Below are 23,394 nucleotides of genomic sequence, written 5' to 3'. Positions count from 1 at the left end.
ATGTTCACCATCACGGTGTCGCACGAGTCGGCCGTGCCGCCCTACGAGCAGCTGCGCCTCGGCATCATCGCCCAGGTGCGCTCCGGTGAGCTGACAGCCGGAACCAAGATCCCCACCGTCCGTGCGCTGGCCGCCCAGCTCGGTCTCGCCCCGAACACGGTGGCCAGGGCCTACCGCGAGCTGGAGGCCGACGGAGTGGTCGAGACCCGAGGCAGACAGGGGTCGTTCATCGCGTCGTCGGGGGACCCGACGCGGGACGTGGCTGGCCGGGCCGCCACCGCGTACGTCGCGACGGTGCGCAGATTGGGCTTGGACGACGACACGGCACTGCGCTACGTGCGGGCAGCGCTGGAAGCCTGAACAGTGGCGGCTGCGTTCCATTGCCGCTCGATCTGCGTCCTTGCGAACTGGGCTGCAGTTGCCGTCTTACGCAACTACTCAGCCCAACTCCCGGTTTCGAGCGAAGCGAGATTGAGTATTCTCCGCGAACACGCAGCGCCGCAGGCGCTGCAAATCAGACACAGCTACCGCCAGCTGGGCAGCCAGAGGTGGTCGTGCCAGTTGCTCGGTGTGATCGGCAGGGCGGTGAGGATGGGCCACAGCCAGATGAAGTTGGCGATCACCAGCCCGAGATACAGGCAGACCGCGAGCAGGCCGAGGCTGCGCCGTTCGCTCGGCGGCGCGGACAGGTAGGTTCCGGCGGGGCTGCGCGGTATCGGGCTCGGGCGTGCCGGGCCCAGGATGTCGCCGAGCACCAGCGCCACGCCCATCACCAGGAACGGCGCCATCGGGACGGCGTAGAAGTAGTACATCTGCCGGTCGAGTGTGGCGAACCAGGGCAGCAGTGCCGCGCCGTAGGCGACCAGCACCGCGCCGTAGCGCCAGTCGCGGCGGACCACGGCGCGCCACAGCATCCAGGCCAGCACCGGAATCGCGATCCACCACAGGGCGGGCGTCCCGATCAGCATCACGGCCTTCACGCACTGGGTCTGGCCGCAGCCGGTGACGCCGCTGTCGGCGTAGTAGTACAGCATCGGGCGCAGGCCCATCGGCCAGGTCCAGGGCTTGGACTCCCAGGGGTGATGGTTGCCCGCCGAGTTGGTCAGCTCGGTGTGGAACTCCAGCGATCTGGCGTTGAAGTACCACAGCGAACGCAGGGCGCCCGGCACCACATGCGACCAGAATCCGCCGGTGCCGATCGGGTCCGTCGGAGCCGACGGATTGCCCGGCATGTACCGGTACACGCCGGTCTCGCTGGCGAACCAGCCCCAGTAACTGGCCAGATAGACCCCGAGCGGCACGAGCACCAGCGCGTACAGCGCGGGGCCGATATCGCGTACGGCGACGCCGAGCCAGGGGCGGCGGACCCGATAGGCCCGCCGCGCCGAGAGATCGAAGTAGACGCTCAGCAGGCCGAAGGCGGCGATGAAATAGATGCCGGACCACTTGGTCCCGCAGGCCAGCCCGAGCAGCACGCCCGCACCGAAGCGCCACCAGCGCACACCGAGGCGCGGCCCCCAGTCGGTGACGCCGATCCGGCCCTCGGCGTCCGCCCTGGCGACCCGGGCGCGGGTCTCGTCGCGGTCGACGATGAGACAGCCGAAGGCGGCGGTCACGAACAGCGCCATGAAGATGTCGAGCATGCCGATGCGCGACGAGACGAAGGTGAGCCCGTCGGCGATGAGCAGGATGCCCGCGATCGCGCCGATCAGCGTGGAGCGCGCCATCCGGCGCACGATCCGGATCACCAGCAGCACCAGCACGGTTCCGGCAATCGCGGCGGTGAAGCGCCAGCCCCAGCCGTTGTAGCCGAACATCGCCTCGCCGATCGCGATGAGCTGCTTGCCGACCGGCGGGTGCACCACCAGCCCGTAACCGGGATTGTCCTCCACCCAGCCGCCGGTGAGCATCTGCCAGGCCTGCGGGGCGTAGTGCTTCTCGTCGAACACGGGGGTGCCCGCGTCGGTCGGATAGTTGAGCATCGTGAACCGCGTCACCGCCGCGATCGCGGTGAGGAACGCCGTCACCAGCCACCCACGCAACCGGTCGGTCGGCCCGAAGTCGGGCGTCGGCCGCAGCGGCGCCGGACTCGACCAGGAGGGCACGGTCCCGAACCGTGCCTTCGCACGCTGGTCGGTCACCTGAGTCACGCCCCCGATCGTAAGCTGCCCCGCCTATCCGGGTCTTCAGGCCGTACTAGTTGGGTGGCTCGCGAGTTGCGTGATCAGGTGTTGCGCGGTGGGGATCGCGGCCGCGTTTCGCTTCGGTCGGTGCGGCCCGAACCGCATGGCCGCGCCGGGGTCTGCTGGGGCCGGTGGCATCGGCGGATAGGCTGCGGGTGGCGGCGATCGCCGGATACGTGACGTGGACGGGAGTGCGGTGGCGGACGAGGCGACGGGAGGCGGGCTGGTGCTCGCGGCGACGCCGATGGGTGATGTCGGGGATGCCTCGCAGCGCCTGCGTGCAGCGCTGTCCACGGCCGATGTCGTCGCCGCCGAGGACACTCGGCGGACCAGGGCGCTGGCAAAGGCATTGGGGGTGGAGATCACCGGGCGGGTGGTCAGTTTCTACGACCACGTGGAGACGGCGCGGATCCCGATGCTGCTCGACGAGATCGCCGCAGGCCGCACGGTGCTGCTGGTCACCGACGCGGGCATGCCGTCGGTCAGTGACCCCGGCTATCGGATGGTCGCGGCCTGCGTCGAGCGCGGCCTGCCGGTGACCTGCCTGCCCGGCCCCTCCGCGGTGACCACGGCGCTTGCCTTGTCGGCCCTGCCGGTGGAACGGTTCTGCTTCGACGGATTCGCGCCACGCAAATCCGGCCAGCGCCGGGAATGGCTGCGCACCTTGGCCGCGGAGCCGCGCGCCTGTGTCTTCTTCGAGGCGCCGCACCGCCTCGCCGACTGCCTGGCCGACGCGGTCGAGATCCTCGGACCGGATCGTCGCGTGGCCGTCTGCCGCGAGCTGACCAAGACCTACGAGGAAGTGGTCCGCGGCACCCTCGCCGAACTCGCGGCCTGGGCGGTCGACGGCGCGCGCGGTGAGATCACCGTGGTCCTCGCGGGCGCCGCGCCGACTTCCGCCGACCCCGCCGACCTGGTCGACGCGGTCGAATCCCTTACCGCCACCGGCATCCGCCTCAAGGACGCCTGCGCCGACATCGCCGCCGCGCATGCCGTTTCCCGCCGCGAGCTCTACGACGCGGTCCTCACCGCCCGCCGCGGCTCGTAGCAGGGCGGCGGGAAGGCGCGCCCTGTGTGTGCCCGGGTTCGTGCGGCGGGCATGATCGTCGGTATGACTTCTCTGGAGAGCAAAGCCACGACGTTTCTCGGACTGCATGTGCCGGGGGATCCGGGAGTTTTCCCCACGGTATGGGATGCCTGGTCCGCGAAAGTCGCGGTGGAGGCCGGTTTTTCGGCCTTGACGGTCGGCAGTCATCCGCTGGCCGACTCGATCGGTCGCGCCGACGGGGAAGGGATGACCTTCGACGAGTCGATGACCCGGGTACGGCAGATCACGGCGGCGGTGGACGTGCCGGTGTCGGTCGACATCGAGTCCGGGTACGGGCTGGAGCCCGCGCGGCTGATCGAGGGGCTGCTCGAGGCGGGCGCGATCGGACTCAATATCGAGGACACCGTGCACAGCGAGGGCAAGCGGCTGCGCGGCGCGCAGGAGCACGCCGATCTCGTGCACCGTTTGCGCGAGTCCGCCGACGCCGCGGGCGTGCACGTGGTGATCAATGCCCGCACCGACCTGTTCCTGCGCAAAGACGGTGACGACGCCGACCGTGTCGACCGTGCTGTCGAACGGCTGAAGCTGGCCGCCGAGGCGGGCGCCGACGTGCTGTTCCCGGTGGGCCGCCACGCCGACGCCGACATGCGCCGCCTGACTGGCGAACTGCCGCTGCCGATCAGCGCCACCGTGCTCCCGGATCAGGCCGACAAGGCGGCCCTCGCCGATCAGGGCGTCGCCCGCATCACCTTCGGCCCGTTCCTCCAGGCCGCTTTGACCACCGAGACCAACCGCCTGCTCGATCGCTGGAAGTGAGCCTGCCGGTCAGGCCGGAACCGGCAGCCCCAGCGTGGTCATGACGAACTGGACGAACAGCGGCGCCAGTTCCGGTACGCGCCCGGGGCCGTCGGCGATGATGACGCGGCGCGTGCGCTCGCCGATGGCGTCCGGGATCAGGGCGATCAGCTCGTCCGAGATCTCCGGCAGCGTCGGATCGGCCGCGCGTGCCTCGTCGTAGAACAGTCGATACAGCTGGGCGAACCGGTCGACGGCCAGGTCGCGGTAGCCGACAGCGGCCTGGTTCACTTTGAAGGACTCCACCAGCACCAGCCGCGCGAAATCCGGCTCGGTGGCGACGGTCTGGCAGAACGTGACGACGATGGATTCGATCTTCGCGTACGCGTCGGCGTCCGGCGGCAGTTGCGCGAGTTCCTCCGCGATCCGGGTCGCCACGATGTCGACCCCCGTGTGCACCGCCTCGACGAAGCACTCCTCCTTGTTGGTGAAGTGCTCGTAGAAGGTGGTGCGCGAAACCCGGGCTCGCGCAACGAGATCGGTGAGTGTGGTGGCGGGATAGCCCTTGCTGTCCACACACTCGACCATGGCTTCGACCAGTCTGCCGCGCTGCGACGTGAGCACGGCTTCGCGCGCGGCGCGATGGCGCTCGGCGAAACCGGACCGCTGAACGGATGTCGTCGCATGCTGCTGACGCATGGGTGCCCTCTCTGTGCCGGAACCGATCCGAACGGAACGTCGACGTACCGATCGCACACGGTCCGGGGCGCTGCACGGCCGCGAACCGGTGTTTCATTATCCGACAACGGATTCCACCGCGGGAAGGCAGGTGGATCGGTGCCCGGCTCGGCCCCGGGGAGAACAGTGCGAAAGTATTGCGCGCCTTGATATTCCGGCACGCAACACCTTCGAGTCAATCCTTTGGTTCGACGTACTTGGGGAAAACAGGTTCCGGCGCGGGCAGAGCGACCCCGGGCTCGATCGGGGTCGCGATGTCGGCGAAGGCCCGGTTCTGCTGACCCAGTTGATCGAGGATGCGCCCCGCCGAACCCGGCATCACGGGCTGCACCAGGATGGCGACGATCCGCAGCACCTCCAGCGTCACGTACAGCACCGTGGCCTCGCGGGCGAGGTCCTCCGGGGTGCCGGATTTCGCCAGCGCCCACGGCGCCTGAGCGGAGAAGTACCGGTTCGTCTCGCCGAGCGTCAGCCAGATCGCCTCCAGCGCGAGATGCATCTGCTGGGCGTCGAATTCGGTGCGGCAGCGCTCCAGCAGGCCGCCCGCGAGGTCGAGCAGGGCGCGATCGTCGGTGGTGAACTCGCCCGGTGTCGGCACCACGCCGCCGCAGTCGCGCGCGACCAGCTTGGTGCTGCGCTGCACCAGGTTGCCGAACTCGTTGGCCAGGTCGCTGTTGATCCGGCCGACGATCGCCTCGTGGCTGTAGCTGCCGTCCTGACCGTAGGAGATCTCGCGCAGCAGGAAGAAGCGCACCGCGTCCAAGCCGTAGTTCTCGACCAGCTCCAGCGGGTCGACCACGTTGCCGACCGACTTGGACATCTTCTCGCCCTTGTTGTACAGGAACCCGTGCACGAACACGCGTTTCGGCAGTTCCACACCAGCCGACATCAGGAACGCGGGCCAGTACACGGTGTGGAAACGGGTGATGTCCTTGCCGATGATGTGGACGTCGGCAGGCCAGAACTTCTGGAACGCGGCGGATTCGGTGTCCGGGAAGCCGACGCCGGTGATGTAGTTGGTCAGCGCGTCCACCCACACGTACATGACGTGGTCCGGGTGGCCCGGCACCGGCACACCCCAGTCGAAGGTGGTGCGCGAGATGGACAGATCCTTCAGCCCCGCCTTGACGTAGCTGACGATCTCGTTGCGCCGCGTCGCCGGTGCGATGAATTCGGGATGCTCGTCGTACAGCGCGAGCAGCTTGTCCTGGTAGGCCGAGAGCCGGAAGAAGTAGTTCGACTCTTCGGTCCAGGTCACCGGGGTCTTGGACTCGGTGGAGACGCGGGTGCCGTCCTCCAGCACCGTGGTCTCCTCGTCGGTGTAGAACGCCTCGTCGCGCACCGAGTACCAGCCCGAGTAGTTGCCCAGGTAGATGTCGCCGTTGGCGAGCATCCGCTCCCAGATCGCGGCGCTGGCCACCTGGTGGTCGGCGTCGGTGGTGCGGATGAACCGGTCGAAGGAGATGTCGAGCGTCTTGTCCAGCGCCTCGAACACATCGGAGTTGCGCGCGGCGAGTTCCCGCACCGGCATGCCCTCGGCGCCCGCGGCCTGCTGCATCTTCTGGCCGTGCTCGTCGGTGCCGGTCATGAAGAACACGTCGTACCCGTCGAGCCGCTTGAAGCGGGCGATGGCGTCGGCCGAGATGTACTCGTACGCATGCCCGATGTGCGGCGCACCGTTCGGATAGGCGATGGCCGTGGTGATGTAGAAGGCGGGGCGGTCAGCTTCGCTCATGGTGTGTCTACTGTAATGCTCGTGCATTCCTTCGCTCGCGTGAATATCCCCGGCGTCGATCCGCGGGTCGATGCCTCCGCGCTGCGTGACCACCGCGCGCTCGCCGACCACGGTGCGCTCGCCGGGGGTGGCCGTCGATGAGCGCCGCCCGTCCCGCGCCGGAGCTGCCGGAGCCGCTCGCGCCGATCGTGGATGCGCACACCCACCTGGACGCCTGCGGCGCGACCGACGCGGCCTCCACCGCGGCGATCGTGGACCGGGCCGCTTCGGTCGGCGTCGGCCAGGTGGTCACCGTGGCCGACGACCTGGCCGCGGCGCGGTGGGCGGTGCGGGCCGCGCACTGGGACGATCGCGTGTTCGCGGCCGTCGCACTGCATCCGACCAGGGCGAACGCGCTGGACGACGCGGCGAAGGCCGAGCTGGAGCGCCTGGCCGCCGACCCGCGCGTGGTCGCCGTCGGCGAGACCGGCCTGGACTACTACTGGCCGGGCAAGCTGGACGGCTGCGCGGACATCGAGACGCAGATCGAGGGTTTCCGCTGGCATATCGACCTGGCCAAACGGGTCCGCAAGCCGCTGATGATCCACAATCGCGAGGCCGACCACGACCTGCTGACGGTGCTGCTGGACGAGGGCCCGCCGGACACCGTGATCTTCCACTGCTTCTCCTCGGACACGAACATGGCGCTGTCCTGCGTGGCCGAGGGGTACATCCTGAGTTTCTCCGGGACGGTGAGCTTCAAGAACGCGCACGAGCTGCGCGAGGCGGCTCGAGTCGTGCCCGACGATCAGATCCTGGTCGAGACGGACGCGCCGTATCTGACCCCGCATCCGTTCCGTGGCGCGCCCAACGAGCCGTACTGCCTGCCCTACACGGTGCGAGCGCTGGCCGCACTGCGCGAGCAGGACCCCGCGGAATTGGCGAAGATCACCACCGCCAACGCGCGTCGCGTCTACCGCATCTAAGGCTCCCGGCCGCTTCGCTGACGAGAGCCCGCCATCCCAAATGTGTTCTATGTCACGTTTGGTATCTCGTTCCGTGATTTACCTGCGCCGTCGATATTTGATCGTGATATTGAAAAGCCCCTGTTCCGGAGCTTGCGGTTGTCGGGTCCCGGCACCCTCGTTATCGTGCTGTGACCATGTCACCCTTTACGCGGATCAACCAGTCGCGGTCCCCGCTGCTGTACCTCGCGGTCGGGGCGCTGTTGCTGACGCTGATCGTCGGCGCGGGCCTGGCGATCGTGAACCGCAAGACGGTGACCGTCGTCGTGGACGGCGAGAAGCTGTTGCAGACCACCATGTCGCGCGACGTGCGCGGCGTCCTGAAGGCCGCGGGCTTCGCCGTGACCGACCGGGACAAGGTGGCTCCCGCGTTGGCCGCGCACATCGGCAACGGCGCGACCATCACGCTCAATCGGGCACGGGAAGTCGACATCTCGGTCGACGGCTTGACGCAGAAGGTGTGGACCACCGGTGTGACCGCCGGGGAGGCGCTCGAGCAGCTGAAGATCCCGAAAGAGGTGTACGTCTCGCCCGCGCGCGAGGAGAAGCTGCCGCTGCAGGGCGCGTCGCTGCTCATCGCGACCCCGCGCACGGTCTCGCTGCTCGACGGCATCGGCAACCCGGTGGACGTTCGCCTGGCCGCCCCCACGGTCGGTGAGTTCCTGAAGGTCGCGGGCATCCCGCTGATCGAGCAGGACTCCGTCGAACCCGCCGCGTCGACCCCGCTGACGAATGGCCTGCGCATCACGGTGACGCGCAAGCGGGTGGAGCGGCACACCGAGACGATGCCGCTGGATCCGCCGGAGAACGTCATCGAAGACCCGACCTTGAACATGAGCCGCACCGTCGTGGAATCACCCGGCAAGCCGGGCGTCCAGGACGTCACGTTCGCGGTCACCATGGTCAACGGCCAGGAAGTCGACCGCACGCCGATCGGCTCGACGGTGACCGTCGCCGCGCAGCCGAAGACCGTCCGCAAGGGCGCCAAGCCGGGCACCGAGGTGCCTCCGGTGCGCGACGGCGCGATCTGGGACGCGCTGGCCCGCTGCGAGTCGACCGGCAACTGGTCGATCAACACCGGCAACGGTTACTACGGCGGCGTGCAGTTCGACCAGGGCACCTGGGAGCGGCAGGGCGGTCTGCGGTACGCGCCGCGCGCCGATCTGGCGACCAGGGAGGAGCAGATCGCCATCGCCGAGATCACCCGGCAACGGCAGGGCTGGGGCGCCTGGCCCGCCTGCACCGGCAGGCTCGGCATCAGCTGACGCGTCCTGCGGAGGCCCGGCCGCGGCGAGCGGAAGGGTGGCGTCGACACTCGGTTGATAGATTCTCGAGGTGCCCGAACCTGAGATTGCCGCTCGCGGAAGTGCCGCGCTGCTCGGTCCCGCCGAGGTGCGCGTGCTGGCCGAACGGTTCGGGATTCGCCCGACCAAGCAGCTCGGGCAGAACTTCGTGCACGACGCGAACACGGTGCGCCGGATCGTCGCGGCCGCGGGCGTCGGGCGCGCCGACGTGGTGCTCGAGGTCGGGCCCGGTCTGGGTTCGCTGACCCTCGCGCTGCTGGATGTGGTGGATTCGGTGGTCGCCGTCGAGATCGATCCAGTGCTCGCGCGGCATCTTCCGGTCACGGTCGCGGATCGGGCGCCGGAACTGGCGGCGCGGTTGTCGGTGGTGGAGGCGGACGCGCTGCGCGTCACCGCCGCGGATCTTCCCGCCGTGCCGACCGCGCTGGTGGCCAATCTGCCGTACAACGTGGCGGTGCCGGTACTGCTGCATCTCCTGGCCGAATTGCCGAGCATCGCGGTGGCTCTGGTGATGGTGCAGGCCGAGGTGGCCGATCGGCTCGCCGCCGAGCCCGGTAGCCGCGTCTATGGCGTGCCGAGTGTGAAGGCGGGTTTCTTCGGCACGGTCCGGCGCGCTGGCGCGGTCGGCACCCAGGTGTTCTGGCCGGTTCCGCGCGTCGAGTCGGGCTTGGTCCGGATCGAACGTTTCGCCCAGCCGCCGTGGCCGATGGACGACGCGCACCGCCGCAAGGTCTTCGAGGTCATCGACGCCGCCTTCGCCCAGCGCCGCAAGACCCTCCGCGCCGCGCTCGCCGCCTGGGCGGGCTCGCCCGCCGAAGCCGAACGCCGCCTGCTCGCCGCGGGCATTTCGCCCACCGCGCGCGGCGAGACACTCGACACCGCGGCCTTCGTCCGTCTGGCCGCCCAGGCGTAGCGCTCCGCATACGGCAGTGGCTCCTCGCAAGTGTGCGAGGAGCCAGGCGGAAAACGGGATTCAGACGGCGACTTCGTAGCCCGCCTCGTCGACGGCGGCGACGATATCGGCATCGGCGATCGGCCCGGTGCTGTCGACCCGGACCGCGCCGCTGGCGAGATCGACGTCGACGCTGGTCACACCGTCGATCTTGCCGATCTCGGTCTTGACGGAGCTGACGCAGTGCCCGCAGGTCATCCCGGTGACGGTGTAGGTGGTGGTGGGCATTTTCCGACTCCTTCGCTCCATCATTGTCATACATCCGGGGGGTATCCCCGACATCTGAAAGATACCCCCCTTAGGTATGTGGCGCAAGGGGATCGTCGTGCCGAGCATCGCCCATGGCCATATCGATTCTCGCGTCCGCGTTTCCGCGCTGTGCAGCCCATTGCCGCTCTGGGCGCGCGCCGACTGATCGAGGGCACGTCGGGCCGCCGCGTATCGGCGGATGAACGAGCACGTGAGCGCTCGGCAGAGGATCGCTGCCGACTTCGAGTGGGCCGACGGCGGCAAGCGCGGCGAACTACACGCCTTCGGCCAGCTCCAGCCAGCGTTCCTCCGCGGTCTCCTTCTCTGCGATGACCTGCTTGAGTTCCGCACCCAACGTGACCAGCTTGTCCGGATCGGTGGCGGCGTCGGCCAGCGCGGCGTGCAGACGCTGCTCGCGATCGGACAGTTTGTCGATGGCGCGTTCCAGGCGGGTCAGCTCTTTGCGGGCTGCGCGGTAGGCCGCGGAATCGGTGGCGGGCGCGTCGGCGGGCTTGGCCTCCGGCGCCGTGGCGCGGGTTCGCCCAGCGGTGAGTGCGGCGCGTTTGGCCAGGTATTCCTCGATGCCGCCGGGCAGGTTGGTCAGCTTGCCGTCGCCGAACAGCGCCCAGGTGGAGTCGCAGATGCGCTCGATGAGGTAGCGGTCGTGACTGATCACCACCAGCGTGCCCGCCCAGTTGTCCAGCAGGTCCTCCAGCTGTTGCAGCGTGTCGATGTCCAGGTCGTTGGTCGGCTCGTCGAGCAGCAGGACGTTCGGCTCGGACATCAGGATGCGCGTCAGCTGCAGGCGGCGGCGCTCGCCGCCGGACAGGTCGCCGACCGGTGTGCGCTGGCGGGCGGGGCTGAAGCCGAGCCGCTCGGCCAGCTGGCCCGCGGAGATCTCCTTGTCGCCGAGCATGATTCGCTGCGCGACCTGCTGCACCGCCTCCAGAACGCGCAGATCGGTCGGCAGGTCGTCGAGTTCCTGACGCAGCCAGCCGATCTGCACGGTCTGGCCCTGGATGCGCTTGCCCGCGGCCAGCGCCGAGCCATTCGGCCCGGTGTCTCCGGCCAGCGCGCGCAGCAGCGTCGTCTTGCCCGACCCGTTGACGCCCACCAGACCGACGCGTTCGCCCGGCGCCAGCCGCCAGGTGAGATCGCGCACCAGCTCCCTGCCGTCCGGGGTGGCGAGCGTGGCGTCCTCGAGTTCGACGACGACGCGCCCGAGGCGCTTGCGGGCGAAGGCGGCCAGCGAGACGCTGTCGCGCGGCGGCGGCACGTCCGCGATCAAGGCTTCGGCGGCCTCGACCCGGTAGCGCGGCTTGGAGGTGCGGGCCTGCGGGCCGCGCCGCAGCCAGGCCAGTTCCTTGCGGGCCAGGTTGCGCCGCCGCGCCTCGGAGGCGTCCGCCTGGCGGGCGCGCTCGGCGCGGGCGAAGATCCAGTCGCCGTAACCGCCCTCGTAGCTTTCCACCTTGCCGCCGACCACTTCCCAGGTGTTGGTGGCGACGGTGTCGAGGAACCAGCGGTCGTGGGTCACCACGACCAGCGCGCTGCGGCGGCTCAGCAGGTGTTCGGCCAGCCACTGCACGCCCTCCACGTCGAGGTGGTTGGTCGGCTCGTCCAGTACCAGCAGGTCGAGCTCGCGCACCAGCGCGGCGGCGAGCGCGACCCGGCGGCGCTCGCCCCCGGAGAGGTTGTCGACGAGGGTGTCCATGCCGAGATCGGCGATGCCGATGCCCTCCATCACCGAGCGGATGCGCGGGTTGGCGGCCCATTCGTGTTCGGCGACCTGGTCGGTCATCGCGTCGTCGGCGAGACCGGCCAGGACCACCGAGCCCACGGTCGCGCCCTCGGGCAGCGTGCCGCGCTGCGTCACCACCGCCATGCGCAAGCCACCGACCCTGCTGACCCGGCCGCTGTCCGGTTCCTCGATGCCGGTGAGCACCTCGAGCAGGGTGGTCTTGCCGCCTCCGTTGAGGCCGACGACCCCGATCCGTTCGCCCGCGTGCACGCCGAGCGAGACGTTGTCCAGCAACGGCTTGATCCCGAAGCTCTTGTGGACCTGTTCGAGATTGATCAGGTTGGACATGGATCCTTCCGTGTCTTGCGGCGACGGGCCGATGATGGCCCCGGGCCAGCGTACCGACCGGCGTGGCGGGGCCGCCGTCCCGGAGAGTGGGAGCGCTTGCGGAACGAACAGTGTTCGCCTACAGTCATCTCGACGAACAACGTTCGTTCCAAGGAACCGATCCGGCGCTCCCCAGAAGTACAGCCGCAGAATGGGAGCCCCACCTCGTCGAGGTGTTCGGCGGGCGGCACCGTTCCCATTCCGCTTCGCTCCTCTGGAGGAACTCCCATGCATGTCGGCCTGGGCCTGCCCATCTCCGATTCCGCCGCCCTGCTCGACTGGGCCCGGCGCGCCGACGCGGGCCCCTTCCGCACGCTCGGCCTGCTCGACCGACTGGTGTACGACAACCCCGAACCGCTGATCGCGCTCGCGACGATCGCCGGAGCGACCACCAGGATCAAGGTCCAGACCGAAGTGCTGCTCGCGCCGCTGCGCGACCCGGTGCTGCTCGCCAAACAGGCCGCCACCCTGGACCGGATGTCCGGCGGCCGATTCGTGCTCGGCCTCGGCGTCGGCGGACGCGCCGACGATCACGATGCCTCCGGCACCGACCTGCGCACCCGCGGCCGCCGCCTCGACGAGCAACTCGCCATTATGCGCCGCCTATGGTCCGGCGCGCCCTACAGCGACGAGTGCGGTCCAGTCGGGCCCGCGCCGCTGCGGCCGGAAGGTCCCGAAATCCTGTTCGGCGGTTTCCAACCCGCGGCGCTCGAGCGCGTGGGCCGTTGGGGCGGAGGATTTCTCGCCGCCGCGCCGCCGTCGTGGGCGGGTGGCCTGTTCGACACCGTGCGCCGTTCCTGGAAGGACCACGGCAGGTCCGGAGCGCCCCGCATCGTCGCCCAGGTGAACGCGGCGCTCGGCCCGCAGGAGGTCATCGATGACGCTCGCGCCGCGATGGGCGCCTACTACCGGTTCACCGGACGCGCCGAGTCCATGGTCTCCGGAATGCTCACCACCCCGGACGAGATCCGCACGGCCATGGCCCAATTCGAGGATCTCGGCGCCGACGAGGTGATGCTCTACTGCTACGGACGCGATGTCGACCAAGTCGATCGGCTGGCCGACATCGTCTCCTGACGGACGTCGCGCTCGACGGCCGCTCGGCTTCCGCTCGCCCGGCCCACTCGGCGACCGCCGGGCGGCATCTGCGGGACCGCGCTCCACCATCGTCGCGGTCCAGAGGGGCGAACACGATTGCCGACGCGCGATCCAGCGCTGACGTCATCGCCCAGGGCGCACCGGCTCCGGATGGATGCGCCCATTCGGAGAGGGTGGAGCCTGCTCGAGACCGGGCCGAGTCCGAGAGGCGACAGGAGCCGCCGGTCAGCAGACGCGGCGGGCGATGTCAGTGCTTCCCGGACGCATCGGCGGTAAGGATGCGCGCCCCCGGCACCGGGCCGCTGGCCGTCCGCACGCTGCGGCACACGCCCGCGCCCGCGAGCTCGGCGGCCACCGATATCGCGGATTCCGCGCTCTCGCACAGGAACGCGCAGGTGGGTCCGGAGCCGGACACCAGCCCGGCCAGCGCGCCCGCGGTCACGCCAGCGCGCAGTGTGCGGCGCAGCTCCGGCTTCAGCGACAGCGCCGCCGCCTGCAAATCGTTGCCGAGCAGAGGGGCGAGCTGGTGTGGATCACCGGAGGCCAGTGCCTGCATCAGCCGTTGCGGCTCGCCGAGGCGCGGCGGTTCGCCGTGCTCGCGGAGCCGATCGAGCTCGGCGAAAACGGCCGGAGTGGGCAGGCCGCCCTTCGCGAAGGCGAGCACCCAGTGAAACGTATTGCGTGACAGCACCGGCAGCAGGCGTTCCCCGCGGCCGGTGCCCAGCGCGGTGCCGCCGTGCAGCGCGAACGGAACGTCGCTGCCGAGTTCGGCGGCCACCGCGGCGAGCTCGTCCCGGGACAGGCCCAGATCCCACAGCTCGTTCAAGCCGACCAGCGCCGCGGCGGCGTCCGCGCTGCCGCCCGCCATACCACCGGCCACCGGAATGCCTTTGCTGATCGCGATTTCCACCAGGGGTGCGCGGCCGCCGAGGTGCGCGAGCCGGACGGCCGCCTTCCACACCAGATTCGTCCGGTCGGTCGGCACCTCCGCGGCGCCCTCGCCGGTGACTCGAACCGCGAGCGACGCCGCCGGAGCGATCTGCAGATCGTCGCTCAGCGACAGCGCCTGGAATACCGTGGTCAGGTCGTGATAGCCATCGGCGCGCAGGTCGCCGACTCCGAGATGGAGGTTCACCTTCGACGGCGCGCGCACGGTGACGGGACTCGGCACTACGGACAACACGGTGCTCAAGCCTAATGGGCACGGCCGGACGAAGGCGTCCCGAAGCTCGCTGGGGCCGAGCTGAGGCGTGCGCAGCCGCCTTCGGCTCGTCTACAGCAGCGCACCGCCGGTCGCATCGATCCACTGTCCGGTGACCCACCGGGCGTCGTCGGAGGCGAGGAAACCGACGACGTCGGCCACGTCGGCGGACTGACCCACCCGATGCAACGGTGACATCGCCGCCACCGTCGCCGCGACTTCGGGATTGTGCAGCCAGCTCGCGTTCATATCGGTGTCGATCACCCCGGGCGCCACCGCGTTCACCGTGATGCCGCGCGCGCCGACCTCCTTGGCCAGCACGCTGGTGAAGCTGTCGATCGCGGCTTTGGTCATGGTGTAGGCGATCAGCTGCGGCATGTGCGCGCCGTGGGTGAGGCCGGTGGAGATGTTGATGATCCGGCCGCCCGGGCGCAACCGGTCCAGCCCGAGGCGGGTGATGAAGAACGGCGCCTTGGCGTTGACCGCGAAGACCCGGTCGAACGCCGCCTCGTCGGTTCCGGCGATCGGCTCGCGGATGCCGTCGATGCCCGCGTTGTTCACCAGGATGTCCAGCCCGTCGGCGTGTGCGTCGAAGGCGGCCCACAGGGTGGCCGCGTCGCCGGGCACACCCAGTTCGGCGCGGATCGCGAACGCTTCGCCGCCCGCGGCCTCGATCGCCGCCACGGTCGCCTTGGCCGCCTGCTCGTTGCCGTTGTAGTGGACGGCGACGCGTGCGCCGTCGCGCCCGAGTCGTTCGGCTATGGCCCGTCCGATGCCCCGGCTTGCTCCGGTGACCAATGCCGTCTTCCCCGTCAGCGTGCCCATACCGGGCCCCTTTCTCTAGCGGTCGCTACAGAAAGGAGGGTAGCACATTCTCTAGTGACCGCTATAAAATTCTTGGCATGGGTACGACGACCCGGGGACGACCCCGGTCCTTCGATCGGGACGCGGCGCTGGATCAGGCCATGCGGTTGTTCTGGGCGCGCGGGTACGAGGCCACCTCGATCGGCGACCTGACCGAGGCCATCGGCATCGGGGCGCCGAGCCTGTACGCGGCGTTCGGTGACAAGAAGACGCTGTTCCGCGAGGCGGTGGCGAGTTTCGGCGCACGCTACGGCGGATTCGCCGCGCGGGCGCTGGCCGAAGAGAACACTGCGGAGGCCGCCGTTCGGCGCATCCTGCGTGAGGCGGCCTCGGAGTACACCCGGCCGGATTGCCCCCACGGTTGCCTGGTGATCAGCGCGGGCGTCAACACCACCAACGCCGAGATCGCCGACCTGCTCCGCGAGATGCGCAACCGGAACATCGACACCTTCGCCGCCCGAATCCAGGCCGACATCGACGCGGGTCTCTTGCCGCGAGATCCGGACGCGCGCACGCTGGCCCGCTATGTCGGCACGGTCATGCAGGGCATGTCCCAGGCAGCCAGGGACGGCGCGAGCCGGTCGGAACTCGAGCGGGTGGCCGAGCTGGCGATGCGGGCGTGGGGGACCTAGTGCCCGGAGGCGCGTCCGTCCTGGACGACCACCGGCAGGCAGCTGCGCACGAAATCGGCGCCGAAGTCGGTGAGCACCACGCTGCGGTAGATCACCTTGGTGCCGAATCCGGAACGCTTCAGCTTCTCCCGCACCACTGCCTGCGCCTCCAGCACCTGGTAGCGGTTCGGGTTGCCGACCGGCTCGCGCGCGTGCTCGACCAGACCGAGTCTGCGCAGGTTGGTCAGGTACTGCTGGATCCGGTTCGGGAAGCGCAGACCGGCATGCTCGCCGATCAGCGTGAGCATCGAGCCGACGCGTTCCGCGCCGAGCGCGCGCGGGCGTCCGGTGCGGATGTCGATCGAGGGCTGTGGTCCGTCCAAGTGCAGGAAGCGCAGAATGCGCGCCTCGTCCGGGGTCAGCTCGGCCAGCATGCCCGCGAACGCGGGATGGTTCTCGTCCTCGCCGTGCGGGCTGGCCGACAACCTCAGCAGCGCGGCGCCCTGCTCGCGCAGCGTCGGCACGCTCTCCCCGGTCGGCGATTGCGTGGCGGCCGGGATGCCGAGCGCGCTGCGCATCGCCGCACGGACCTCCGATTCGGCCTCGGCGAGCACTTCTCTGGGCGGTGCGCCCTCGATGCTGCGCCGCACGACGGTCGAGGTGACACCGACCGCGGTGCCGACACCCCAGGCGGTCACGCCCGTGACGGCGCTCCACGCGACCCGTGCGACGCCGGTGGCGGCGCGCGCCGTGGCCACCGGAATGGTTACCGGTCTTGCTGATTCGTCGGGGCGAGTGATGTCCGAAGCAGGCCGCCGGGCGATTTCCCGCGATGGTTCGGCATTCGCCTCCGTCGCATCGCGGTGCTCGACGGCCTGGAGATCGCCGCCGTCCGGACCCGCTACAGCCATGATGTCGCCACTCCCGTTCCGAAGATCAGGATATGAGCGTATCCGGCGAACAGCCCCAGCACACCGCCATGGACGAAAAGCAGCCATTCATCCTGTTTGATCGCGGCGCGCAGCATGTCGACGAAGTCCGGTGGCGACAACGCCGACATCTGCCTGGCGATGTACTCGTTGATCTGCCTGCCCTGGCGGACGTTGAACTCCGGGTCGGCGAACGCGATCGGCGCGATGGCCATGGCCTCGGTGGTCAACGTCGCCTGCAGCGAGTCGTATTCGCGACTGCCGAGCATGAACTTGACCGCGGGCCGCGCGGGTCCGAGCGCGCGGTCGGCGGCCGGACGCAGCGTGTCCTCCAGCATCTGCATGGTGCGATCCGAGCGCGGTCCGTTGAGCAACTCGTCGCCGATATTCGCCACCGTGATCACCTGGCTGGAAACCAATTCCGCATAGCCGTCGGTGATTTCGGACTTGCGTTTGATCAGTAGGCCCTGCCGCCACGGGCACCACCACTTCGGATACGCGGGCGCGAAGATCATATTGATGCCGATCCAGTTGACCACCCAGCCGATGATCACGCCGCCGACCGGGAGCACGACCAGGCTCGACCATCCGGTCAGATGCAGGACGGCGACCAGCACCGCGCCCATGGGCGCGCCGAAGTAGAAACCGAAGTTCTGCATGAAACGCAGTTCCTTGGCGCCGAGCACCTGGAACAGCGTGTTGAGCAGATGCGGCCGGGCCTGGAAGTAGCGGATCACCATCTGCTTCACGTCGAGCAGCTGATCGATATTCGCGCCGAGTTCCTCGGTGAGTTCGCGCAGGATCTCCGGCAACTGCTGGCGCACCCGATCGTGCACCACTTCGCGCACCTGCGCGGGCAGGTTGTACCAGAGCTGCGGATGCTCGCGGCGCAGGATCTCTTCGACGATGTCCTTGATCTGCGTGTCCGCGATGCTCGCGAGATGCTCGGCCAGCTTGTCCGGCTCGAGCTCGCGGTAGAAGTCGGCGACGCTGCCGAGTTTGGCCAGGCCCTTGTCGACCGCGATGCTGGCCATCTTGTCCGCGCGCGAGGGGACGATGCCCTGCCAGCCGAATCGGCCGTCGTAGCTCAGCAGCGGCAGAACTTGAATTCGCTTGGGCAGGAATGGGTACAGCGCGCGCAGCCCGGGAACTCGGAAGCCATGGAAGGCGACCGGCTTGAACAGCATCAACACGCCGGTCCAGTTGGTGATGTAACCGATCACACCGGTGAATAGGGGTATCGTGACGAGTTCGAGCAGGATCGTGGGGTGGATTCCGAATACGCTCTCCAACACGACACCCTCCTGCCGACACCCCGGTGATCGCCGCCTCACCGGCACCCAAAACTAGCACCCGCTCGGCAAAGAAACCTTATTGTGGGCCGCGCGCCGGTCGCACTGTCCGAGTCAGGGCGTTGCGAATGACCCGCGACACAAGGCGAAGTAATCTGTGGAGCGATTCGTTCACCCGTCGATATCGGAGAAAACGTGGCAGACGACAGGACCGGACGGGACGTGGCCCGGCCCGGTTACCGCGCCGTCGAGCGCAGTTCGGATGTCGAACAGCGGCAGATCAGCAACGAAGCGCGGCTGATCCGCGGCGTGTTCCGCGCGGCTGGACTGGCCGCGGGTACCGTCGTGCGCGGCAGCCAGTGGGCCGTCGGCACCACATTCGAGGTCACCAAGGAGATCACCCAGGCGGCGCTGGACGGCGAGTCCTCGGCGGAGATCGCCGAGCGGACCGGAAACGCGTTGCGTTCCATCGCCCGCAGCGCCCTCGGCGTCACCGAGGGCTCGGTTCGGGAGATCGTCAGCTACGTCCCGACCTCCAACGGCGCGCAGCAGGCGCTCGCGGTGGGCTCGCACCTCCATTCGGCCACCACCGAGGAACTGCGCCGTCGCGGTGACGCGCTGCTGGCCAGGTCCGCGGATGTCTACTTCACCGAGGACGTGCACCCCGCCTACGACCGCATCCTCGACGAGCTAGCGCCCGACGAGGCGCGCATCCTGCGCTTCATGGCGCTCAACGGCCCGCAGCCGTCGGTCGACGTGCGCACCAACCGTCCGCTGGGGATCGGTTCCGAGCTCGTGCAGGGCGATCTCACCTCGGTGCCCGAGCAGGCGGGTGTGCGCTATCCGGACCGCGCGCGGATGTACCTGATCAACCTCAACCGTCTCGGACTGACTCTCACCTCGGAGGATCCGGTGGTGCTGAGCCGGTACATGGTGCTCGAGGTGCAGCCCGTGGTGGAGGCGGCGCTGAAGAAAGCGGGCCGCGCGCCGAAGATCGTCCGCAAGAGTCTTCGGCTCACCGAGTTCGGCGAGGATTTCTGCCGCACCTGCTTCACGATCGGAAGCTGACCTCGTCCGTCGACATTCGCCAGAATGTTGCCCTAACGGTGATAGCAATCTGATACAACCCTCCCAATTCCAGACTCGGGGTGGGATTGTTGAGGGTATGGATCAGGCAACCGGCGGGCAGGGCCGCGGCGACCCAGCAGTGGGCATCGCTGCGCAAGTGCGTACTGGCCGGGGCACGGGCTCCGGTGGGCAGGGGCGCGACGACCCGGGATTCCACCCGGGTCGGCAACAGCGCGGCAGCGTGGGAATCGATCCCGGTAGACCGGAGCGGGCAGCTCAGGACGTCGACCAAGGCAGACCGGACCGCGGCGGCCGTGGGACGAGCACCGCTGAGGAGGCCCGCGGCGATCGAGCGGACGCGCGGTTGCGCTTCGACTCGGGACCGATCGACTTCGGGCAGGTGCGCAGCGATCCGAGAGTGACGCGTCGCCGCGAAGAAGACCGGGACGTGGACGACGTATCGGCGATCAGTCGGCTGAAGTACCGGTACCTTCGCACACTCGACACCAAATCATGGGACGAGTTCGCGGACACCATGATTCCCGAGGCGACCGCGACCTACAGCGAATATCTCCAGTTCGAATCGCGCGAGGCATTCATCGCGTTCATGCGCAACACGCTCGGTCCGCACGTGATCACCGAGCACCGATGCGACCACCCGGAGATCGATGTCGACGGCGACACCGCCAGCGGCACCTGGTATCTCGCCGACACGGTCCTCATCCCGGGCCATAACATGCTGCTGCGCGGCGCGGCCTTCTACAACGACCGCTATGTCCGCTGCGACGACGGACGCTGGCGGATCTCCCACACCGGCTACGAGCGCACCTACGAGGTGGTGCTCTCGCTCAGCGATCTGCCCAGCCTGCGGCTGACCTCCAGCCGCTGGGGCCTGATCGCCCGGGAAGAAGGCATCGCCTCGGTCGAACGCGAACCCACCGGCCCCACGCTGCGGACGGAGCCCGAGGCCGGCTGACTCAGTCGGCTGTGGCGACCAGGGGCTCCAGGGTGAGCGCCGGGTGTTCCTTCTCGATGTATTGCAGCCGCCACTTGTCACTGAACAGCGCCAGCAGCGCACCGTCTGAGCGGGTGAAGACCTCCACCCCGCGCTGTCGCCCGAGTTCCTCCGCCGAGGCGGCGTCGGTGCGCCGGGCCAGCGTGTAGCCGAGGTGCTCCATCGTGGTCTCCACGTTGAACTCCGTGAGCATGCGCGCGGTGACCACCTCGAACTGCATCGGGCCGACGGCGGCCAGCACGGGGGAGGCGTCGCCGCGCAGGTCGTTGCGCAGCACCTGCACCACGCCCTCGGAGTCCAGCTGGTCGATGGCCTTGCGGAACTGCTTGTATTTGCCCGCGCTCTGCGCGCGCAGCACCGCGAAATGCTCCGGCGCGAAGGACGGGATCGGCGGGAACTCCACCTTCTTGTCCACGTACAACGTGTGGCCCGGGGCCAGCGCGGTCGCGTTGACCAGGCCGACCACGTCGCCCGGGTAGGCGGTGTCGACGGTGGCGCGCTCGCGGCCGAACACGGTCAGCGCGTACTTGGTGGCGAACGGTCGTCCGGTCTGCGCGTGAGTGACCACCATGCCGCGCTCGAACTCGCCGGACACGATCCGCATGAACGCGAGCCGGTCGCGGTGCGCGGCGTCCATACCCGCCTGCACCTTGAACACCACCGCGCTGAACGGGTCGCTGGTCTCGCGCGGTTTCCCGTCGACGTCCCGGCGCGCGCCGGGCGGCGGCGCGAGCGCGACCAGCGTCTCCAGCAGCTGCCGCACGCCGAAGTTCAGCATCGCGGAGGCGTAGATGACCGGTGAGGTCTGCCCGGCGAGGAACAGCTCCTGGTCGTGGTCCTGGCCGGTGGCCGAGAGCAGTTCGCTCTCCTCGGCGGCGGTGTTCCACGGCTCGCCTTCACGCTCCTGCGCGGCCTCGGGGCGCAGCGACTCCTCCGGCGCGATGGTCGCGCCACCCGCGGTGCGGGTGAAATGGATGTATTCGAGCGGAACGCCGTCCGGACCGCGGCGCAGCAGGCCGCGGAAATCGCCCGCGATGCCTACCGGAAGGAACAGCGGGGTGGGGGTGAGGCCGATCCGCTCGTCGATCTCGTCGAGCAGTTCCAGCGGGGCCCGGCCCGGCCGGTCCCACTTGTTGATCACTGTGATCACCGGGATGCCGCGGTGGCGGCACACCTGAAACAGCTTCAACGTCTGCGGCTCCAAGCCCTTGGCCGCATCGATCAGCATCACCGCGGCGTCGACGGCGGTGAGCACGCGGTAGGTGTCCTCGGAGAAATCGGAGTGGCCGGGCGTGTCGACCAAGTTGATGACGCTGTCGACGTCGGAGCCCGCGGCGCGGTAGTTGAACTGCAACGCGGTCGAGCTGACCGAGATGCCGCGCGCCTTCTCCATCTCCATCCAGTCCGAGACCGTCGACTTGCGTCCGGCCTTGCCGTGGATCGCGCCCGCCTCGGAGATCATCCTGGCGTGCAGGGCGAGCGCCTCGGTGAGCGTGGACTTGCCCGCGTCGGGATGGGAGATCACCGCGAACGTCCGCCGACGGGCGACCTCGGCGGGCAACCCGCGGGGTGCGGGCGCGACGACACCCTCAGGGGAGGCGCTCAACGCAAAACAACCTTTCGCAGACGACCGATCGGCAACCACGCCAGCGTACGCGACCGGTGCGAACCGGCGTCGATACGTCGGTGACCACCCGATTCAAAGAGCGCCCACGCGCTGGGGTATGGTGTTCGGGTTGTCTCGGCGAGGGTGACCGCAGACCAGATTTGCGACACCGTGATCGACGCGGCGCGGCTTCCGGCCGTCCTCGTTCGGTCTTCGCCCCGACGAGTAGACCACCCCCGGTCAGGCGTGAGCAACCCCTGACGGGTAAACGCTGACCGCCAGGAAGAGCCGTAGGAGTAGATCCAGTCATGTCCGACGTCAACCTTCTCGAAGCCTCCGTACGCACCGAGTTCGGCAAGGGCGCCGCCCGCCGCACCCGCCGCGCGGGCAACGTTCCGGCCGTGCTGTACGGCCACCAGACCGACCCGCAGCACCTGTCGGTCAACGCCCAGGCCTTCGCCGCCATCCTGCGTGAGCACGGCACCAACGCGGTGCTGAACCTCGTCATCGACGGCAAGAAGCAGCTCGCGCTGACCAAATCCGTTGTGGTGCACCCGATCCGCCGCTACATCGAGCACGCCGACCTGCTCATCGTCCAGCGCGGCGAGAAGGTCACCGCCGACGTGACCGTCACCGTGGTCGGCGACGCCGCCCCCGGCACCCTGGTCACCCAGGAGGCCACCACCGTCTCCATCGAGGCCGACGCGCTGAACCTGCCGGAGACCATCGAGGTCTCCGTCGAGGGCGTCGAGCCGGGTACCCAGATCACCGCGGGCGCGCTGCAGCTGCCCTCCGGTGTCGCCCTGGCCGTCGACCCGGAGACCCTGATCGTCAACGTCATCGCCGCGCCGGCCGCCGAGCCGGCCCCGGGCGAGGGCGAGGCCGAGGGCGAGACCGCCGAATAAGCCGGAAGCCAGAGCGCTGAACAACACCGATTCGTCCGCCGGGCCCGCGCTCGTGGTCGGACTGGGTAATCCCGGTCCGGAATACGAGCGCACCAGGCACAATGTCGGTTTCCTCGTCGCCGACGTGCTCGCGCAGCGCGTCGGCGGCCGTTTCGGTGTGCACAAGAAATCCGGCGCCGACCTGCTGCAAGCGCGGCTGGACGGCCGCCAGGTGCTGATCGCCAAGCCGCGATCGTTCATGAACCTGTCCGGGCGGCCGGTGGCCGCGCTGGCCAAGTTCTTCTCCGTGCCGACGACCGAGGTGATCGTCGTGCACGACGAACTCGACCTGCCGTTCGGCGCGATCCGCCTGAAGCGCGGCGGCGGCGAGGGCGGGCACAACGGGCTTCGCTCGGTCTCCAGCGCCCTCACCACCAAGGACTACTTGCGCACCCGGATCGGCATCGGCCGCCCGCCGGGTCGGCAGGACCCGGCCGACTACGTGCTGAAGCCGTTCTCGGCGCCGGAGCGCAAAGAAGTACCCGTAATCGTCGAGCAGGCCGCCGACGCGGTGGAACTCCTGCTGCGCGTCGGCCTGGAGACCGCTCAGAACCAATTGCACTGAGCCGCAAGGGCTCTCGATGTGCAGCCCCGACCCAGCCTCCTCCGCTGGTCGTCAGCGTTTTCGATCAC

The 23,394-nt window shown here is 69.1% G+C and carries 22 protein-coding genes; 12 read left to right on the top strand and 10 right to left on the bottom strand.

The annotated features are described in order from the left end of the window. Complete coding sequence (locus ON34_RS22775) at nt 1–360, top strand: GntR family transcriptional regulator (protein ID WP_040782673.1); 360 nt, start codon at nt 1–3, stop codon at nt 358–360. Between the two features lie 164 nt (nt 361–524). Here the strand turns inward: ON34_RS22775 and ON34_RS22770 are convergent, their stop codons facing one another. Beyond that, nucleotides 525–2,150 carry a dolichyl-phosphate-mannose--protein mannosyltransferase gene (locus ON34_RS22770; protein ID WP_040782672.1) on the bottom strand — a complete coding sequence of 542 codons (1,626 nt, stop codon included), beginning with the start codon at nt 2,148–2,150 and terminating at the stop codon, nt 525–527. A gap of 214 nt (nt 2,151–2,364) precedes the next feature. Between ON34_RS22770 and rsmI the strand changes: the two genes are divergently transcribed. Together rsmI and ON34_RS22760 are read left to right on the top strand one after the other, a co-directional pair. After that, nucleotides 2,365–3,231 carry a 16S rRNA (cytidine(1402)-2'-O)-methyltransferase gene (rsmI, locus tag ON34_RS22765; RefSeq protein WP_281032461.1) on the top strand — a complete coding sequence of 289 codons (867 nt, stop codon included), beginning with the start codon at nt 2,365–2,367 and terminating at the stop codon, nt 3,229–3,231. Nucleotides 3,232–3,294: 63 nt separating this feature from the next. Continuing rightward, complete coding sequence (locus tag ON34_RS22760) at nt 3,295–4,047, top strand: isocitrate lyase/PEP mutase family protein (RefSeq protein WP_040782880.1); 753 nt, start codon at nt 3,295–3,297, stop codon at nt 4,045–4,047. A 9-nt stretch (nt 4,048–4,056) separates the two neighbouring features. Here the strand turns inward: ON34_RS22760 and ON34_RS22755 are convergent, their stop codons facing one another. Continuing rightward, entirely contained in the window at nt 4,057–4,725 is a 669-nt protein-coding gene (locus ON34_RS22755; protein WP_040782670.1) for a TetR/AcrR family transcriptional regulator, read from the bottom strand. Nucleotides 4,726–4,939: 214 nt separating this feature from the next. Beyond that, nucleotides 4,940–6,526, bottom strand: a complete 1,587-nt coding sequence (metG, locus tag ON34_RS22750) for a methionine--tRNA ligase (RefSeq protein ID WP_083889647.1) — start codon at nt 6,524–6,526, stop codon at nt 4,940–4,942. A 110-nt stretch (nt 6,527–6,636) separates the two neighbouring features. On the opposite strand from metG, the gene ON34_RS22745 reads away from it, so the two are divergent. From ON34_RS22745 to rsmA, 3 genes are all read left to right on the top strand, one after another. Beyond that, nucleotides 6,637–7,464, top strand: coding sequence for a TatD family hydrolase (locus tag ON34_RS22745; RefSeq protein WP_040782668.1), 828 nt, complete (start codon nt 6,637–6,639; stop codon nt 7,462–7,464). Between the two features lie 176 nt (nt 7,465–7,640). Beyond that, nucleotides 7,641–8,768 carry a resuscitation-promoting factor gene (locus ON34_RS22740; RefSeq protein WP_040782666.1) on the top strand — a complete coding sequence of 376 codons (1,128 nt, stop codon included), beginning with the start codon at nt 7,641–7,643 and terminating at the stop codon, nt 8,766–8,768. A 70-nt stretch (nt 8,769–8,838) separates the two neighbouring features. Beyond that, nucleotides 8,839–9,720 carry a 16S rRNA (adenine(1518)-N(6)/adenine(1519)-N(6))-dimethyltransferase RsmA gene (gene rsmA / locus ON34_RS22735; protein ID WP_040782664.1) on the top strand — a complete coding sequence of 294 codons (882 nt, stop codon included), beginning with the start codon at nt 8,839–8,841 and terminating at the stop codon, nt 9,718–9,720. A 60-nt stretch (nt 9,721–9,780) separates the two neighbouring features. On the opposite strand, the gene ON34_RS22730 is transcribed toward rsmA, so the two are convergent. Continuing rightward, nucleotides 9,781–9,987 carry a heavy-metal-associated domain-containing protein gene (locus ON34_RS22730; protein ID WP_040782662.1) on the bottom strand — a complete coding sequence of 69 codons (207 nt, stop codon included), beginning with the start codon at nt 9,985–9,987 and terminating at the stop codon, nt 9,781–9,783. A 295-nt stretch (nt 9,988–10,282) separates the two neighbouring features. Further along, nucleotides 10,283–12,094 (bottom strand): ABC-F family ATP-binding cassette domain-containing protein, encoded by a 1,812-nt coding sequence (locus ON34_RS22725; RefSeq protein WP_040782659.1) that lies wholly within the window; start codon nt 12,092–12,094, stop codon nt 10,283–10,285. 267 nt (nt 12,095–12,361) lie between these two features. On the opposite strand from ON34_RS22725, the gene ON34_RS22720 reads away from it, so the two are divergent. Continuing rightward, nucleotides 12,362–13,210 carry an LLM class flavin-dependent oxidoreductase gene (locus tag ON34_RS22720; protein WP_040782656.1) on the top strand — a complete coding sequence of 283 codons (849 nt, stop codon included), beginning with the start codon at nt 12,362–12,364 and terminating at the stop codon, nt 13,208–13,210. 268 nt (nt 13,211–13,478) lie between these two features. On the opposite strand, the gene ON34_RS22715 is transcribed toward ON34_RS22720, so the two are convergent. Both ON34_RS22715 and ON34_RS22710 read right to left on the bottom strand, forming a co-directional pair. Then, nucleotides 13,479–14,414, bottom strand: a complete 936-nt coding sequence (locus ON34_RS22715) for a 4-(cytidine 5'-diphospho)-2-C-methyl-D-erythritol kinase (RefSeq protein ID WP_040782873.1) — start codon at nt 14,412–14,414, stop codon at nt 13,479–13,481. 90 nt (nt 14,415–14,504) lie between these two features. Beyond that, complete coding sequence (locus ON34_RS22710) at nt 14,505–15,257, bottom strand: SDR family oxidoreductase (protein ID WP_040782653.1); 753 nt, start codon at nt 15,255–15,257, stop codon at nt 14,505–14,507. Nucleotides 15,258–15,334: 77 nt separating this feature from the next. On the opposite strand from ON34_RS22710, the gene ON34_RS22705 reads away from it, so the two are divergent. Further along, nucleotides 15,335–15,928 carry a TetR/AcrR family transcriptional regulator gene (locus tag ON34_RS22705; protein ID WP_040782651.1) on the top strand — a complete coding sequence of 198 codons (594 nt, stop codon included), beginning with the start codon at nt 15,335–15,337 and terminating at the stop codon, nt 15,926–15,928. Here the strand turns inward: ON34_RS22705 and ON34_RS22700 are convergent. Both ON34_RS22700 and ON34_RS22695 read right to left on the bottom strand, forming a co-directional pair. Next, nucleotides 15,925–16,818 (bottom strand): Abi-alpha family protein, encoded by an 894-nt coding sequence (locus ON34_RS22700; protein WP_040782649.1) that lies wholly within the window; start codon nt 16,816–16,818, stop codon nt 15,925–15,927. The genes ON34_RS22705 and ON34_RS22700 overlap by 4 nt on opposite strands. Beyond that, nucleotides 16,809–18,131: a DUF445 domain-containing protein gene (locus ON34_RS22695; protein ID WP_051022988.1), complete on the bottom strand. Its 1,323-nt coding sequence runs from the start codon at nt 18,129–18,131 to the stop codon at nt 16,809–16,811. Before ON34_RS22695 ends, ON34_RS22700 begins: the two co-directional genes overlap by 10 nt. Nucleotides 18,132–18,323: 192 nt before the next feature. On the opposite strand from ON34_RS22695, the gene ON34_RS37740 reads away from it, so the two are divergent. Together ON34_RS37740 and ON34_RS22685 are read left to right on the top strand one after the other, a co-directional pair. Next, complete coding sequence (locus ON34_RS37740) at nt 18,324–19,196, top strand: Abi-alpha family protein (RefSeq protein ID WP_083889633.1); 873 nt, start codon at nt 18,324–18,326, stop codon at nt 19,194–19,196. Between the two features lie 448 nt (nt 19,197–19,644). Next, complete coding sequence (locus ON34_RS22685) at nt 19,645–20,172, top strand: nuclear transport factor 2 family protein (protein WP_174372068.1); 528 nt, start codon at nt 19,645–19,647, stop codon at nt 20,170–20,172. Nucleotide 20,173: 1 nt separating this feature from the next. Here ON34_RS22685 and ON34_RS22680 read toward each other — a convergent pair whose 3' ends face one another. After that, nucleotides 20,174–21,817, bottom strand: a complete 1,644-nt coding sequence (locus ON34_RS22680; RefSeq protein WP_040782646.1) for a peptide chain release factor 3 — start codon at nt 21,815–21,817, stop codon at nt 20,174–20,176. 308 nt (nt 21,818–22,125) lie between these two features. Here ON34_RS22680 and ON34_RS22675 point away from each other — a divergent pair, with 308 nt between their 5' ends. After that, the gene (locus tag ON34_RS22675; protein WP_040782644.1) at nt 22,126–22,722 is read left to right on the top strand and encodes a 50S ribosomal protein L25/general stress protein Ctc; all 597 of its coding nucleotides are present in this window, start codon (nt 22,126–22,128) and stop codon (nt 22,720–22,722) included. Nucleotides 22,723–22,774: 52 nt separating this feature from the next. Then, a complete protein-coding gene (gene pth, locus ON34_RS22670) occupies nt 22,775–23,326 on the top strand; it encodes an aminoacyl-tRNA hydrolase (RefSeq protein ID WP_245548146.1) in 552 nt (183 codons plus the stop codon). The last annotated feature ends 68 nt before the right edge of the window (nt 23,327–23,394 follow it).

It is taken from the genome of Nocardia pneumoniae NBRC 100136, from assembly GCF_000308755.1.
GTDB classification, from domain to species: Bacteria; Actinomycetota; Actinomycetes; order Mycobacteriales; family Mycobacteriaceae; genus Nocardia; species Nocardia pneumoniae.
Note: the sequence above shows the minus strand (reverse complement) of the source record. Positions and strands in the feature narration are given on the sequence as shown.

Bases quoted from the DNA above. Each gene is read 5' to 3' on its own strand.
- ON34_RS22775 (WP_040782673.1), top strand. From the start codon at position 1: ATGTTCACCATCACGGTGTCGCACGAGTCGGCCGTGCCGCCCTACGAG.
- ON34_RS22760 (WP_040782880.1), top strand. From the start codon at position 3,295: ATGACTTCTCTGGAGAGCAAAGCCACGACGTTTCTCGGACTGCATGTG.
- ON34_RS22755 (WP_040782670.1), bottom strand. From the start codon at position 4,725: ATGCGTCAGCAGCATGCGACGACATCCGTTCAGCGGTCCGGTTTCGCC.
- metG (WP_083889647.1), bottom strand. From the start codon at position 6,526: ATGCACGAGCATTACAGTAGACACACCATGAGCGAAGCTGACCGCCCC.
- ON34_RS22745 (WP_040782668.1), top strand. From the start codon at position 6,637: ATGAGCGCCGCCCGTCCCGCGCCGGAGCTGCCGGAGCCGCTCGCGCCG.
- ON34_RS22740 (WP_040782666.1), top strand. From the start codon at position 7,641: ATGTCACCCTTTACGCGGATCAACCAGTCGCGGTCCCCGCTGCTGTAC.
- ON34_RS22730 (WP_040782662.1), bottom strand. From the start codon at position 9,987: ATGCCCACCACCACCTACACCGTCACCGGGATGACCTGCGGGCACTGC.
- ON34_RS22725 (WP_040782659.1), bottom strand. From the start codon at position 12,094: ATGTCCAACCTGATCAATCTCGAACAGGTCCACAAGAGCTTCGGGATC.
- ON34_RS22720 (WP_040782656.1), top strand. From the start codon at position 12,362: ATGCATGTCGGCCTGGGCCTGCCCATCTCCGATTCCGCCGCCCTGCTC.
- ON34_RS22710 (WP_040782653.1), bottom strand. From the start codon at position 15,257: ATGGGCACGCTGACGGGGAAGACGGCATTGGTCACCGGAGCAAGCCGG.
- ON34_RS22705 (WP_040782651.1), top strand. From the start codon at position 15,335: ATGGGTACGACGACCCGGGGACGACCCCGGTCCTTCGATCGGGACGCG.
- ON34_RS22700 (WP_040782649.1), bottom strand. From the start codon at position 16,818: ATGGCTGTAGCGGGTCCGGACGGCGGCGATCTCCAGGCCGTCGAGCAC.
- ON34_RS22675 (WP_040782644.1), top strand. From the start codon at position 22,126: ATGTCCGACGTCAACCTTCTCGAAGCCTCCGTACGCACCGAGTTCGGC.